Source organism: Staphylococcus casei (genome assembly GCF_030294405.1).
Classification (GTDB): domain Bacteria; phylum Bacillota; class Bacilli; order Staphylococcales; family Staphylococcaceae; genus Staphylococcus; species Staphylococcus succinus.
The window spans coordinates 1,760,432-1,774,098 of sequence record NZ_CP125718.1 but is presented as its reverse complement, the minus strand read 5'-3'; the positions used below and the strand labels follow the sequence as shown (position 1 = coordinate 1,774,098).

Genomic DNA, 13,667 nt, shown 5'->3' with positions numbered 1-13,667 from the left:
GACATGCTAAAAGCACAATTTTTTACTGACACGGGTCAATATCGTGATAAAAACGAAGATGCAGGTGGCGTTTTTTATAACCAAACAGAGCAACAATTACTAGTACTCTGTGATGGTATGGGTGGACATCTTGCAGGTGAAGTAGCAAGCCAATTCGTAACAAATGAACTGCAACGTCGATTTGAAGAAGAAAATTTAATCGAGGCAGAACAAGCTGAGACTTGGTTGCGCAAAACACTAAAAAATATTAACCGTGAATTATATCAACAATCAGTAGAAAACCCAGAATATCAAGGTATGGGTACAACTTGTGTCTGTGCATTAATTTTTGATAACTATATCGTCGTTGCGAATATTGGAGATTCACGTGCTTATTTAGTAAATAGTAGAGAGATTGAACAAATTACAAATGATCATTCATTTGTGAATCATTTAGTTATGATAGGTCAAATTAGTGCTGAAGAAGCAATTAATCATCCACAACGCAATATCATCACAAAAGTTATGGGGACTGATAAATTAGTTACACCAGATATATTTGTGAAGAAAATAAAGTTTTATGATTATTTGATGTTAAATTCTGATGGGTTAACTGACTTTGTACGTGATCCTATGATTCAAGATGCATTGATTCAAGAAGATGATTTGGAAACACATGGTCAAAATTTAATAGAACTTGCATTATCTCACCAAACCAATGATAATGTAAGCTTAATTTTGGCTGAGATTGAAGGTGATAAAGTATGATAGGCAAGATAATAAATGATCGCTATAAAGTGAGTAAGAAGCTTGGTGGCGGTGGAATGAGTACTGTCTATCTTGCAGAAGACTCGATACTCAACCGTAAAGTAGCAATTAAAGCAATCAGGATTCCAGCTGGTGAAAAAGAAACAACAATCAAAAGTTTTGAGCGAGAGGTACATAATCTTACTCAACTCTCACATAATAATATTGTTAATGTATTTGATGTGACAGAGAATGATGAAAACTTCTTTTTAGTAATGGAATACATACAAGGTCTAACATTATCAGAATATATTAAACAACATAAACCGTTAGACGTTCAAACAGTATTGAATTTTACTAAACAAATTATTGATGGGATTAAGCACGCTCACGATAATCAAATTGTTCATCGGGATATTAAACCTCAAAATATTTTAGTAGATGAGAATCAAACATTAAAAATATTAGATTTCGGCATAGCTAAAGCATTAAGTGAAACGACAATGACTCAGACCAATCATGTATTAGGTACTGTTCAATATCTTTCACCTGAACAAGCACGGGGTGAGTCTACTGATAATGGTACCGATATTTATTCTATCGGTGTCGTATTGTATGAAATGCTTGTGGGTAAACCACCATTTTCTGGAGAGACGGCCGTTGGAATTGCGATAAAACATATTCAAGATCCGATGCCTAATGCTACAGATAAACGTTCAGAGATACCTCAAGCGTTAAGTAATGTGGTGTTAAAAGCAACTGAAAAAGATAAAGCGGATCGTTATCTCGCTGTTAATGAAATGCAAAATGATTTAGATAGTGTGCTCTCTGATAGTCGTAAGGATGAAGCAATATACCAATCAGATGAGGCCAATGCTAAAACAGTACCTATTAATAAGGCGGAAATTGCTAATCAAGCGCGTGATGAAGATAAAGAAAAAAATATTAAACAAACGATGCAAATTCCAATCGTCAACCAGCAGCAATTTCAATCTAGTGAAGAACATATTTATGGAACTGCAACGCGAAAGCGTTCCAAGAAAAAGAAAGTTATTTACAGTTTGATTATAGTATTGTTATTATTTGGTTTATTTGGATTTATGGCCATGGGCATGTTTGGTAATAAATATTTAGAAACGCCAGACTTATCAGGAAAAACTGAAAAAGAAGCTGAAAGCATTCTGAAAGATAATAAGTTAGAACTTGGTGATATTTCACGTGAGTATAGCGATAAATACTCAGAAAATAAAATTGTTAAAACGACACCTGAAAAAGGTGAACGATTAGAGCAAAAAAGTAAGGTTGATATTGTATTATCTAAAGGACCTGAAATGGTAGATATGCCTAGCTTATATGGATTACCTAAAGATGAAGCTTTAGATAAACTTAAAAAGTTAGGAATCAAAGATGTTAAAGTTGATACGTCATATTCTAAGAATAATATGGCGAAAGGACTTATTGAAGCTCAAAATGTAAACCCTGGTGAGAAAGTTAAAGTGAATAATGGTGAAATTACATTAACTGAATCTTTAGGTACTAAACAAGTATATGTCGATAACTATGAGAAGAAACCTTTGAGTTCTGCTAAGACAGCATTGGAAGCGAAAGGGTTCAAAGTTATAGTTACAGAAGAACGAGAAGATGACAAAGTTAAAAAAGATAGTATCGTTAGTCAATCACCTAAAGATGAAGAAGTAGATGAAGGTTCAACTATTGAATTTACAGTTTCTAAAGGCGCTGCCAAAAAAGATACTGATGCTAAGAAATCTAAAGAAGATGACAAAGCAAAAGATAGTGATGATGAAGCGCAAACAAAGAATTATACAGAAACGTATGAAATACCATACACAGGTAAAGATGATAAGAGTCAAGAAGTTAAGGTATATGTGAGAGATAAAGATGATGAAGGAACTTCAGCTTCACAAACATTTAAGATTAAGAATAATAAATCTATAAAAATACCGATGACAATTGAAAAAGGCAAAACAGCAGGCTATACCATACGCGTTGATGATAAGATTGTAGCGGATAAAGATATCCCCTATGATTTTTAGAGACACTTAACGAACGTAGTGAGTTTAGTGTCTCTTATGCAAGTGAAACACTTGCGAACCGAAAGAACGTAGTGAGTAAAGTGTCTCTTATGCAAGTGAAACACTTGCGAACCGAAAGAACGTAGTGAGTAAAGTGTCTCTAATGCAAGTGAAACGCTTGCGAACCGAAAGAACGTAGTGAGTTTAGTGTCTCTTATGCAAGTGAAACACTTGCGAACCGAAAGAACGTAGTGAGTAAAGTGTCTCTTATGCAAGTGAAACACTTGCGAACCGAAAGAACGTAGTGAGTAAAGTGTCTCTTATGCAAGTGAAACACTTGCGAACCGAAAGAACGTAGTGAGTTTAGTGTCTCTAATTTTGCAGTTTACAGATAAACACCATTTCGACAAAATAAATTGTCGAAATGGTGTTTTATTTAATATAAAATAAACTAAGGTGATATTTATATTATCATTTTCACTGTTTTAGAAAACATAATAGTGAATTTTACTCGAAATAGCCTAAAATCATATTTAAATTAAAATTGCTTTGCTATAATATAATAACGTAATAGCTTTTAAAAGAGGGGTGCCTAATTGAAAACAGGACGCATCATTAAATCAATCAGCGGCGTGTATCGTGTGGATGTTAAAGGACAAATGTATGATACAAAGCCGAGAGGTCTTTTTAGAAAAAATAAATTTTCACCAATTGTTGGAGATGTCGTAGACTTCGAAGTGGAAAATATAAATGAAGGCTATATTCATCATGTGCATAGTAGAAAAAATGAAATAAAACGACCACCTGTCAGTAATGTAGATCATCTGATTATAGTGATGAGCGCGGTTGAGCCAGATTTTTCAACGCAATTATTGGATAGGTTTTTAGTCATTGCACATTCATACCATTTACGACCACGTATTCTAGTCACTAAAAAAGACTTAGCTTCAGATGAAACACAACAAAAAGTATCTCAATTATTAAATGTATATGAAGAAATGGGTTATAAAACACAGTTTATTAGTATGCACGATGATATAAAAAAAGTCTTTTTAGAGTGGGGAGACGGTTTGGCCGTATTAAGTGGACAATCTGGCGTAGGCAAATCGACATTATTAAATCAATATTATCCAGAATTAATGTTAGAAACTCAACATATATCGAAATCATTAAATAGAGGTCGTCATACAACAAGGCATGTAGAACTATTTGAACGTAGTCATGGGTTTATTGCAGATACGCCAGGTTTTAGTGCATTAGATTATGATCATATTCAAAAAGATGATATAAAAAAATATTTTATGGAAATCAATGAATATGGTGAACACTGTAAATTTAGAGATTGTAATCATGTTAAAGAGCCGAAATGTAATGTTAAAGCTGAATTGGAAAAAGGAAATATTGCTCAGTTCAGATACGACCATTACTTACAACTTTTCAATGAAATTGCAAATAGAAAGGAAAGATATTAAGTGGTAAAGCTATATCCATCATTATTATCAACAAATTTTTTAAAGTTACAAGAAGAATTAACAGCATTAGAAGAAGTAGGGGTAGATGGTGTTCATTTCGATGTTATGGATGGCCAATTTGTACCTAATATTTCTATCGGTTTACCAATTCTAGATGCGGTACGTAAAGGAACGCATTTACCAATAGATGTACACTTGATGATTGAAGAACCGGAAAAATATGTTGAGTTATTTGCAGATCATGGTGCTGATATGATTTCGGTACATGTGGAAGCAACACCGCATATTCATAGAGTGATAGAACAAATTCTATCTAAGAATGTAAAAGCAGGCGTAGTTATCAATCCAGGTACACCAGTAAGTTCGATTTTACCTATAATCAAAATGGTGGATTTTGTCTTAGTAATGACTGTAAATCCAGGTTTTGGTGGTCAAACATTTATTAATGAATCTATAGAAAAACTCGATGAATTATCAAAAATCAAAAATGATTTAAATTTAAGTTTTGATGTTGAAGTAGATGGTGGAATTAATGATGAAACGGTAGAATCTGTAGTAAGTCATGGTGCTACAATGTTAGTGGCAGGATCATACTTTTTTAAACATGAGGATTATAAAGAGGTAACCAAGATATTGAAAGGCTGAGGTTGATGAAAGTTAATTTGTTATGTGGTGATAGAAACTTACCGCAGGATATATTACAGGTACAAAAAGACACTCACTGGATAGGTATAGATCGGGGAGCGCTAATTTTAATAGAAGCAGGAATTATCCCGCAATTTGCAGTGGGTGATTTTGACTCTGTTACAAATGAAGAAAGAGCTTATATAGAATCACATATTACGATTAATCCACTTAACTCAGAAAAAAATGACACAGATTTAGCTTTGGGTATTGAGCAAGCTGTAGCTAGTGGGTATAAGGAAATTTGTGTATATGGCGCAACTGGAGGAAGACTAGATCATTTTATGGGAGCGCTTCAGACATTAGAAAAGTCGGAATATACTCAACAGAATATTACTATTAAGATTATCGATGAAAGTAATGAAATTCAATTTTTAAAAAAAGGTAATCATCAGATTCGCTATAGTCAATATTATCCATATATATCTTTTATCCCTGTTACATATCCAACAGTCATATCATTAGCTAAGTTTAAGTACAATTTGGAAAATGAAATGCTTAAGTTAGGTTCTACATTAACGATTTCAAATGAATTAAACAATGTAGAGGGAGAAGTGCGGATTTCAGAAGGCAATGTACTAATGATAAGAAGTAAAGATTGATCTACGATGATGATAAACAATGAAATAAAGCATAAAAAAAGACCATTCCTCCACATAAGGACTGGTCTTTTCGTGCATTATATTTATTAAACTCTAGTTACTTTACCAGATTTTAAAGCACGTGCAGAAACCCAAACTTTTTTAGGTTTTCCGTCTACAAGAATTCTAACTTTTTGAAGGTTAGCATTCCATCTTCTTTTAGAAGAATTTAAAGCGTGAGAACGATTGTTTCCAGTTGAAGCTTTACGACCTGTTACGAAACATTGTTTGCCCATGAAAGTACCTCCTTTAATAAATATAAATACACGTATCTACTACATACTTGAATAATGTACCACATCTCATTTGATATAGCAATATAAAGTTGCAATTTTTCATGTTTATTATTTTTGTTAGCGGTTAATTATGATATAATTGTAAAATGTGGGTAAATGTAGTATTTTCTTAAGTAGACAAATAGTGTAATGACTATTTTTATAACCATAAACTAGGAGGCCCTAATAAATGACGTTAGAAATCACGAATGATTATGGTAGTATAGATATTTCAAATGAAGTAATCGCTTCAGTTGTAGGTAGCAAAGCAGTTGAGTGTTACGGGATTGTAGGTATGGCTTCTAGACAACAAGTCAGAGATGGCATTGCTGAAATATTAGGGCATGAAAATTACTCTAAAGGTATTGTTGTCAAAGAAGAAAATGGTGTGATAAATGTAGATATGTATATTATCGTAAGTTATGGAACGAAAATTTCAGAAGTAGCAAGTAATTTACAGTCAACAGTGAAATATACATTAGAACAAACATTAAAAGTAAAAATTAATTCAATAAATATATTTGTACAGGGTGTACGATTGAATAACGGCACGAAAAACTAGGAGGACAAACGCACAATGGTTATCAAAATTAATGGTAAATTATTTGCCGAGATGATTATACAAGGGGCGCAAAATTTATCAAATCATGCAGACTTGGTTGATTCATTAAATGTGTATCCAGTTCCAGATGGTGACACAGGAACAAATATGAATTTGACAATGACATCAGGCAGAGAAGCGATAGAGCATAATATATCTCAGCACATCGGTGAACTTGGAAAAACATATTCTAAAGGTTTATTAATGGGCGCTAGAGGTAATTCTGGTGTTATCTTATCTCAACTATTTAGAGGTTTTAGTAAAGAGTTAGAAGCATATGAAGCAATTAATGCGCGACAGCTTGCTGAGAGTTTTAAAGCTGGTGTAGAGACTGCATATAAAGCAATTATGAAACCGGTAGAGGGCACAATTTTAACCGTAGCTAGAGATGCAGCTGATGCAGCGATACATAAGGTAGAAGAGACAGATGATTGTATTGAACTTATGTCTTATGTTTTAGAAGAAGCTGAAAAATCACTTGAAAATACCCCGAATTTATTACCTGTATTAAAAGAGGTCGGTGTTGTAGATAGTGGTGGTAAAGGTTTAGTCTTGGTATATGAAGGCTTCCTTAAAGCTATGAAAGGCGAAACAGTGAGTTCTGAAGCACCTAAATTAGATAAAGATTCATTAGTGAATGAAGAGCATGATTTTCATGGTGTGATTAACACAGAAGATATTGTTTATGGTTTTTGTACTGAAGTCATGGTGCGTTTTGATAAAAGCAAAAGAGTGTTTGATGAACAGATATTCAGAGAAGATATGAGTGAATTTGGCGATTCATTATTAGTAATCAATGATGATGAGATAGTCAAAGTACACGTACACACAGAAACACCAGGTGACGTATTCAATTATGGTCAGCAATACGGAGAGCTCATTAAGCTAAAAGTTGAAAATATGCGTGAACAACATCGGGAAGTGGTAAAAAAAGAAGAAAGTTCACAACGTAACGCTGTCAATTCTAAGACCGAAACTGTAGATACGGCAGTTATTACAATTTCAATGGGTGATGGCATATCAGAATTATTTAAATCTATGGGAGCAACAAATATTATTAGCGGTGGCCAAACTATGAATCCATCAACAGAAGATATTGTTAAGGTAATTAAACAATCTCAATGTAAACGTGCCATTATTTTACCTAATAATAAAAATATTATGATGGCAAGTGAGCAAGCAGCAGATATCGCAGATGTTGAAGCAGTCGTCATCCCTACTAAGTCCATCCCACAAGGTATTGCAGCGTTATTTAATTATGATGAATCAGATACACTCATTGATAATAAATCACGAATGATTGAATCTCTTGAAGCTGTTACTTCAGCTGCTGTAACGTATGCCGTAAGAGATACGACCATTGATGGCGTTGAAATTAAAAAAGATGCATTTATGGGATTGATTGAAGATAAAATTGTTACAAGTCATGTAGATTTATTAGAAACAGTTAAAGGCCTATTATCAGAAATGATTCATGAAGATAGTGAAATTATAACTATGATTGTGGGTGAAGATACAAGTGATGCTGTAACTTCACAAATTGAATCGTGGATTGAGTCGGCATATCCTGAGGTTGAACTTGATCAACACCATGGGCAACAACCAGTTTATCCATATTTATTTTCTGTGGAGTAAACGAAACATAAATAAACAATAGATTAAATATACGTAATTAGAGAATCAAATCTAATTACGTATATTTTTGTGTGAACCAAGCAATTGAGATATATTACAAAGTTGAATGCTTATTCGTGGCTATGTTGTCATTTCAACTTTAACAAGACAACCAGTTTTAGTTTATAATATCTAGCTATCTTGTTATAATAAAACCGTCATATGTAAATGAAAGCGCAACACATTAGAAACATTAAAAATAAGAGTGGGGTATAAATATGAAATACAAAACAGTTTTCGACATTATTGGTCCTACAATGGTTGGTCCCTCCTCCTCTCATACTGCAGGCGCAGTAAGAATAGGACTTGTAGCGAAAGATTTATTTAATGAGACACCAAAACAAGTAGATATATATCTTTATGGTTCTTTTATGGAAACTTATAAAGGGCACGGTACAGATGTTGCACTGGTAGGAGGCTTATTGGGTTATGATACAGATGATGATCGAATACAAACAAGTCTGCAAACAGCTGAAGAGATCGGAATGAAAGTGAATTTTATAGAAATGGCTGAAGAAAGGTCACATCCTAATACTGCTATTATCAATATGCGAACGGCAGACAAGGAAATTTCTGTTGAAGGCGTATCTATAGGCGGGGGCAAGATTGAGGTAGTAGCGATAAATGGCTTTAATATTGCTATTAGTGGGAACTACCCAGCACTACTTGTCTTCCATAAAGATACATTTGGTACGATTGGGAGTGTAGCTAAGATATTAGGAGATTCTAGTATTAATGTTGGTAGTATGCAAGTTTCTAGAAAAGAAAAGGGTGACCAGGCATTAATGACTTGTGAATTAGATGATGCTATTAATGATGAAATTATAAATCAAATTAAGAACGTCGATGGTGTAGTGACGGTATCACTCATGGGAGACGCCTAAACGGAGGGTAATACATGTTTAAAAGTGTGGAAGAATTAATAGCAATGTGTGAATCAAATGATAAAAAGATTCATGAAATTATGCTTGAGCAAGAAATGGAAGTAACAGGATTATCTGAAGCTGATGTTTATGCACATATGGATAAGAACCTGCAAACTATGGAGAATGCACTTGACGAAGGACTAGCAGGTGTAACATCTACAACAGGGCTAACAGGTGGAGATGCAGTATTAATCAAAGAATATTTGAAATCAGGAAAATCATTATCAGGACCGACGTTATTAGATGCAGTAAGTAAAGCTGTAGCTACAAATGAAGTTAATGCAGCGATGGGTAAAATTTGCGCAACGCCTACTGCTGGTTCTGCAGGTGTGGTACCAGGCGTGTTATTTGGACTTAAACCACGTTTAGAACCAACACGCAGAGACATGTTGAACTTTTTATTGACTGCAGGCGCATTTGGCTTTGTAGTTGCTAATAACGCATCAATCTCAGGCGCAGCAGGAGGTTGTCAAGCAGAAGTGGGTTCTGCAGCAGCTATGGCAGCAGGCGCAACTGTTGAGCTTGCAGGAGGCACGCCACAACAATCAGCTGAAGCTTTTGCAATTTGTTTGAAAAATATGCTAGGTTTAGTATGTGATCCGGTGGCTGGTTTAGTAGAAGTACCTTGTGTGAAACGTAATGCAGCGGGTGCTTCTAATGCAATTGTCTCTGCAGATATGGCTTTAGCAGGTGTGACTTCAAGGATACCTACTGATGAAGTTATTGAGGCAATGTATAAAATTGGACAAACCATGCCATCAGCTTTACGCGAGACTGGACGAGGTGGTTTAGCAGGTACGCCTACGGGTCAGCGTCTAAAACAAGAAATATTTGGTGATTAAACATGTCAAAAGTAAATTTAATAGATAGCCCATTTCTTTTATCCCAGATTAAAGGATTAGGACCGAAACGCTTAGCTGTACTTAATGAACTTAATATTTATACAGTTGAAGACTTGATTCTATATTTGCCAACACGTTACGAAGATAACACTGTGGTTGATTTGAATGAAGCTGAAGATCAAGCGATAGTGACAGTGGTAGGTGAGGTTTATTCAACCCCTACTGTCGCTTTTTTTGGTCGTAATAAATCAAAATTAACAGTGCATATTATGGTAAATCACATTGCAGTAAAGTGCACTTTTTTCAATCAACCTTATTTGAAAAAGAAAATTGAACTACACGGTACAGTTACTGTAAAAGGCAAGTGGAATAGAAGCAAACAAGAAATAAATGGAAATAGAATGTTTTTCAGTCAAAATATGATGGAAGAAGCTCAGTTTGAGCCTATTTATCGAATTAAAGAAGGTATTAAACAAAAACCATTAAGAGATATGATTCGTCAAGTTTTGGATGATGTAACAATTCATGAGTGGCTTACTGATGATTTACGTCAAAAGTACAAACTGGAATCACTTGAAGATACAATTAACGCTTTGCATTTTGCTTCTGATAAAGCATCGTTAATCAAAGCGCGTAGAACATATGCATTTACTGAATTGTTCATGTTTGAATTAAGAATGCAATGGTTAAATCGATTAGAAAAAACATCTGATGAAGCGATTGAAGTTGATTATGATATTCAATTAGTTAAACATTTCATTGATAGTTTGCCATTTGAACTGACAGATGCACAAAAGCATAGTGTGAATGAAATATTTAGAGATTTAAAAGCGCCACTCCGTATGCATCGCTTACTACAAGGCGACGTAGGTTCGGGTAAAACAGTTGTTGCTGCCATTTGTATGTATGCATTGAAAACAGCTGGTTTCCAATCGGCGTTAATGGTACCTACTGAAATCTTAGCGGAACAACATGCTGAAAGTTTGGTTGAAATCTTTGGAGATAGGATGAATGTTGCATTATTAACAGGTTCTGTTAAAGGAAAGAAACGCAAATTATTATTGGAGCAACTCAATAATAATGAGATTGATTGTATTATTGGTACGCATGCGCTTATTCAAGATGATGTTATTTTCAATAATGTAGGGCTTGTTATCACTGATGAACAACACCGTTTTGGCGTGAATCAAAGACAGCTGTTGCGAGAGAAAGGCGCTATGACTAATGTATTATTTATGACCGCGACGCCTATACCAAGAACGCTAGCAATATCTGTATTCGGTGAAATGGATGTTTCATCGATTAAACAATTACCTAAAGGACGTAAACCTATTATAACGTCATGGTCGAAACATGAAGCATATGAAAGTGTATTACATCAAATGACTTCAGAATTAAAAAAAGGACGTCAAGCATATGTAATATGTCCGCTTATCGAAAGTTCTGAGCATTTAGAAGATGTTCAAAACGTAGTGGCTTTGTATGAATCATTGCAAGCTTATTATGGCACGGATAAAGTGGGCTTGTTACATGGAAAACTACCTTCTGATGAGAAGGATAAGGTGATGCAACAATTTAGTAATCATGAAATAGACGTATTAGTATCTACCACAGTTGTAGAAGTAGGGGTAAATGTCCCGAATGCAACGTTCATGATGATATATGATGCGGATCGGTTTGGCCTGTCTACTTTACATCAACTGAGAGGGCGTGTAGGTAGAAGTGAGCAACAAAGCTATTGTGTACTCATTGCTTCCCCTAAAACTGAGACGGGTATAGAACGAATGAACATTATGACGCAAACGACTGATGGTTTCGAATTAAGTGAACGTGACCTTGAAATGAGAGGTCCAGGTGATTTCTTTGGTGTGAAACAAAGTGGCTTACCAGATTTCTTGGTGGCCAATGTAGTAGAAGATTATAAAATGCTTGAAGTGGCAAGAGATGAAGCGGCGGAGTTGATCCAATCGGGTGTATTTTTTGAACCGCAATATCAAAGATTAAGAACGTTTATCGAAGAAAATTTATTGTATATGAGTTTCGATTAATCTGACACATAGGGCTTAACTGAAACTGCTGATCACCTGTAGCAGTTGTCACATATTAAATCAAAAGGCATGATCTTAAAGAATTAAATTTCATCTTTAAGATCATGCCTTTTTTAGTTAGAAGTTTTACAGCGCTTAGTTTTAAAGTAGAAGCGTTGTGATTATTCAGTAACGCCTACATCATTCCAAGCTTTATCGATAGCATCTGCTTCCGTGCTATTGTCACCATATAATTGATTTGCAGCTTCTTTAAGTGCGAGTTTCGCATCAACGAATTGAGAATTTGGTGTTAGGTATTGCGTTAAAGCTAAATAATATATTTGTTGTGCTTTATCTTTGCCAATAGACTTGATTGTTAAGTATGCAGCTTTATTTGGTATACCACTATTTATATGTACGCCACCTTCGTCTTCAGTACCTTGATAGTAATCACTCATGTTTGCTGGTTGGTCATATTGTTCTGGGTTAGATAGACTTCTTAAACCATCACCGTCTTTTCCAGGTGTGTATGCATCTTCTCCCATTAACCAATCGTCTGGATCATTAAAGTAACCAAAAACGTCTGAGAAGGATTCATTTAATGCACCGGGTTGGTCATGATACTCTAACCCAGCAGTATGTTCGGTAACAGCATGTGTTAATTCATGTGCAACGACATCGTTAGCAGCGGATAATGGTGCAAATTGTTTGCCATCGCCATCACCATAAATCATGTATTGACCAGTCCAAGCAGCATTGTTGTACTGCTTACCATAATGTACTACAGAGTCAATTTTACTGCCATTACCATCTAAGCTATTACGGCCAAAATTGTCTAAATAATAGTTGTAAACTGAATTAGCATAATAATGTGCATCTACACCAGCGCGTTGTTCTTCTTTATCGAAATTAGTGTCACTGTTGACGATTGGTAAAGATAAGTTTTCTGTACTGTTTGCTGAGCGTGTTTCAATTTCAGCATCTTGTGATACATCGTGTAACGTGTACTTACCAAGCGCAGAAGAAATGTTTAACGGTGACTTTTCATCGCCATTGACACCGGTACCTTTTCCTGTTGCACTAGCATTTTCAATTAAGTCTTGTTTTTTTATAATTTCACCTGTATTTGCATCGACCTGTATTTTCCAATGTGCTGCTTTAGGATGAATATAGTTAATTTCCACATTATAAATTAATTTCTTTTTATCGCTGTTTATATCTAATTTATTATTGCTGATAACTGGATAACCTTTAATGTTACTTACATCACTTTTATTTATACCGAGAGATTGGAAAGCTTTGCCTTCAGCATCACTTTTTGTTAGTTTTTGGTTGTTTGTCAGTTCGATTTTTGGTTTATCTAAATTTCCGTTAATTAAAGTGACTTTGTTATTTTTGTTAACGTGTATTTTAATTTTACTATCAGTTGCTGTTATATTGTTTTTCTTTGGGGTAAGTGTATAGTGCGTTGCGCCTGTTTTATCTTGTTCTTTATCAACGACACTATATTGGTCAAATGCTGAACGCGTATAACTTTCATTTTGAGATTTATTTTGATCTTGAATTAGTTTTTGAGCATTTTCTTTTAATATACGCACTGGGTCTTGATCATTGTTGATTTCTAAATTATCCAGTTGCTTCAATTGTTGAGGAGCAATCGTTTGCTGAGCCTCTTCTTTTGCTTCTGCCTCGGTGACGTTACTTAATAAAGCAATTGTAGCACTAGATAACAAAGTTGTTAGTAATAATTTTTTCATTTAAAAACC

At 34.7% G+C, this 13,667-nt stretch carries 12 protein-coding genes; 10 read left to right on the top strand and 2 right to left on the bottom strand.

The features are described 5' to 3' along the window. Positions 1 to 3 precede the first annotated feature (3 nt). From QMO72_RS08550 to QMO72_RS08530, 5 genes are all read left to right on the top strand, one after another. Complete coding sequence (locus QMO72_RS08550; RefSeq protein ID WP_103267634.1) at positions 4 to 747, top strand: Stp1/IreP family PP2C-type Ser/Thr phosphatase; 744 nt, start codon at positions 4 to 6, stop codon at positions 745 to 747. Beyond that, entirely contained in the window at positions 744 to 2,780 is a 2,037-nt protein-coding gene (pknB, locus tag QMO72_RS08545; RefSeq protein ID WP_103267635.1) for a Stk1 family PASTA domain-containing Ser/Thr kinase, read from the top strand. The genes QMO72_RS08550 and pknB overlap by 4 nt, the downstream gene beginning before the upstream one ends. A gap of 575 nt (positions 2,781 to 3,355) precedes the next feature. Then, on the top strand, positions 3,356 to 4,231 hold the full coding sequence (rsgA, locus tag QMO72_RS08540) for a ribosome small subunit-dependent GTPase A (protein WP_069824271.1): 876 nt from the start codon (positions 3,356 to 3,358) through the stop codon (positions 4,229 to 4,231). Then, on the top strand, positions 4,232 to 4,876 hold the full coding sequence (gene rpe, locus QMO72_RS08535; RefSeq protein WP_103267636.1) for a ribulose-phosphate 3-epimerase: 645 nt from the start codon (positions 4,232 to 4,234) through the stop codon (positions 4,874 to 4,876). 5 nt (positions 4,877 to 4,881) lie between these two features. Beyond that, complete coding sequence (locus QMO72_RS08530; RefSeq protein WP_103267641.1) at positions 4,882 to 5,517, top strand: thiamine diphosphokinase; 636 nt, start codon at positions 4,882 to 4,884, stop codon at positions 5,515 to 5,517. A gap of 86 nt (positions 5,518 to 5,603) precedes the next feature. Here QMO72_RS08530 and rpmB read toward each other — a convergent pair whose 3' ends face one another. Further along, a complete protein-coding gene (rpmB, locus tag QMO72_RS08525; RefSeq protein ID WP_002483503.1) occupies positions 5,604 to 5,792 on the bottom strand; it encodes a 50S ribosomal protein L28 in 189 nt (62 codons plus the stop codon). Between the two features lie 229 nt (positions 5,793 to 6,021). Here rpmB and QMO72_RS08520 point away from each other — a divergent pair, with 229 nt between their 5' ends. From QMO72_RS08520 to recG, 5 genes are all read left to right on the top strand, one after another. Continuing rightward, positions 6,022 to 6,393 (top strand): Asp23/Gls24 family envelope stress response protein, encoded by a 372-nt coding sequence (locus QMO72_RS08520; RefSeq protein ID WP_103267637.1) that lies wholly within the window; start codon positions 6,022 to 6,024, stop codon positions 6,391 to 6,393. 15 nt (positions 6,394 to 6,408) lie between these two features. Then, positions 6,409 to 8,067, top strand: a complete 1,659-nt coding sequence (gene fakA / locus QMO72_RS08515; RefSeq protein WP_103267638.1) for a fatty acid kinase catalytic subunit FakA — start codon at positions 6,409 to 6,411, stop codon at positions 8,065 to 8,067. 257 nt (positions 8,068 to 8,324) lie between these two features. Beyond that, positions 8,325 to 8,990, top strand: a complete 666-nt coding sequence (sdaAB, locus tag QMO72_RS08510; protein WP_069824267.1) for an L-serine ammonia-lyase, iron-sulfur-dependent subunit beta — start codon at positions 8,325 to 8,327, stop codon at positions 8,988 to 8,990. A 14-nt stretch (positions 8,991 to 9,004) separates the two neighbouring features. Then, a complete protein-coding gene (gene sdaAA, locus QMO72_RS08505) occupies positions 9,005 to 9,874 on the top strand; it encodes an L-serine ammonia-lyase, iron-sulfur-dependent, subunit alpha (protein WP_046836217.1) in 870 nt (289 codons plus the stop codon). A 2-nt stretch (positions 9,875 to 9,876) separates the two neighbouring features. Next, positions 9,877 to 11,922 (top strand): ATP-dependent DNA helicase RecG, encoded by a 2,046-nt coding sequence (gene recG / locus QMO72_RS08500; protein ID WP_103267639.1) that lies wholly within the window; start codon positions 9,877 to 9,879, stop codon positions 11,920 to 11,922. Positions 11,923 to 12,083: 161 nt separating this feature from the next. On the opposite strand, the gene QMO72_RS08495 is transcribed toward recG, so the two are convergent. Continuing rightward, the gene (locus tag QMO72_RS08495) at positions 12,084 to 13,658 is read right to left on the bottom strand and encodes a M4 family metallopeptidase (RefSeq protein ID WP_103267640.1); all 1,575 of its coding nucleotides are present in this window, start codon (positions 13,656 to 13,658) and stop codon (positions 12,084 to 12,086) included. Between the last annotated feature and the right edge of the window lie 9 nt (positions 13,659 to 13,667).

Bases quoted from the DNA above. Each gene is read 5' to 3' on its own strand.
- sdaAB (WP_069824267.1), top strand. From the start codon at position 8,325: ATGAAATACAAAACAGTTTTCGACATTATTGGTCCTACAATGGTTGGT.
- QMO72_RS08520 (WP_103267637.1), top strand. From the start codon at position 6,022: ATGACGTTAGAAATCACGAATGATTATGGTAGTATAGATATTTCAAAT.
- pknB (WP_103267635.1), top strand. From the start codon at position 744: ATGATAGGCAAGATAATAAATGATCGCTATAAAGTGAGTAAGAAGCTT.
- QMO72_RS08550 (WP_103267634.1), top strand. From the start codon at position 4: ATGCTAAAAGCACAATTTTTTACTGACACGGGTCAATATCGTGATAAA.
- sdaAA (WP_046836217.1), top strand. From the start codon at position 9,005: ATGTTTAAAAGTGTGGAAGAATTAATAGCAATGTGTGAATCAAATGAT.
- QMO72_RS08495 (WP_103267640.1), bottom strand. From the start codon at position 13,658: ATGAAAAAATTATTACTAACAACTTTGTTATCTAGTGCTACAATTGCT.
- recG (WP_103267639.1), top strand. From the start codon at position 9,877: ATGTCAAAAGTAAATTTAATAGATAGCCCATTTCTTTTATCCCAGATT.
- rpmB (WP_002483503.1), bottom strand. From the start codon at position 5,792: ATGGGCAAACAATGTTTCGTAACAGGTCGTAAAGCTTCAACTGGAAAC.
- QMO72_RS08530 (WP_103267641.1), top strand. From the start codon at position 4,882: ATGAAAGTTAATTTGTTATGTGGTGATAGAAACTTACCGCAGGATATA.
- fakA (WP_103267638.1), top strand. From the start codon at position 6,409: ATGGTTATCAAAATTAATGGTAAATTATTTGCCGAGATGATTATACAA.